Source organism: Streptomyces sp. DH12 (assembly GCF_020873895.1).
Lineage (GTDB): Bacteria > Actinomycetota > Actinomycetes > Streptomycetales > Streptomycetaceae > Streptomyces.
The window spans coordinates 1-775 of sequence record NZ_JAHWGT010000227.1; the positions used below are offsets into that span (position 1 = coordinate 1).

Below are 775 nucleotides of genomic sequence, written 5' to 3' on the forward strand. Positions count from 1 at the left end.
GCGCAGCAGGGCGTCGAGCAGGGCCGGGTCGTCCGGCAGCACGGTGGCGGCCCGGCGGCGCCCGTCGACCAGGGCGGTGACCCGGTACTCCCCCGCCCCGGGTGCCCGCCCGGCATGCTCCGGCGGCGCCGGCTGCGTGCCGTCGGCCGTGAACAGCTCCCAGCGGACGAGCGACGGGTCGGCTCCCGAGTCGGCCAGGACGCGCCGTGCGGTGGCGACGAGGCCGGGTGGTCCGCACAGGGCGAACGTGGTGTCCGGGCCCGGCCGGGCGTCCACGGCCGCCAGCAGCCGGCGCACCCCGGACGCGTCCAGCCGCCGGGCGAGCGGCCCGCTCCCGCTTCCCCGGTCCTCCCGGGTCAGCACGTACAGGACGGTGAAGCGGTCCAGGAACTCGTCCTTGACCTCGGCCAGTTCGTCGGCCAGCACGGCGTCGGCGGAGGTGCGGACCGAGTGCACGAGGCTGACACGGCAGGCCGGGTCGCGGCGTAGGGCGTGGGCGGCCATCGGGGCCAGCGGGGTGATGCCGGTGCCGCCCGCGAGGAGGACGTGGTGGGCGCCCGGCACCTCCGGCAGGGCGAAGGTGCCGGTGGCCGACCATCCGGGAGCGGGCACGGCGAGTCCCGCCTCGGTGACGACCTCGGTGACGCGGGCGAGCCAGGTGTCGTGCAACGCCGCCGGTGAGGGCACGGCGCCGAAGGCGGCGAGGCGGCGCGCGACGTCGTCCTCCTCGAAGAGTTCGCCGGTGTAGGGCCACACCCGTTCCAGGGCCCGCTGC

The 775-nt window shown here is 77.5% G+C and carries 1 protein-coding gene; it reads right to left on the reverse strand.

Annotated features, from left to right (window positions below):
• Window positions 1-775 (reverse strand): Phenylacetic acid catabolic protein (locus LPA54_RS33695; protein WP_228984508.1); only part of this gene is annotated, 775 nt, incomplete at both ends.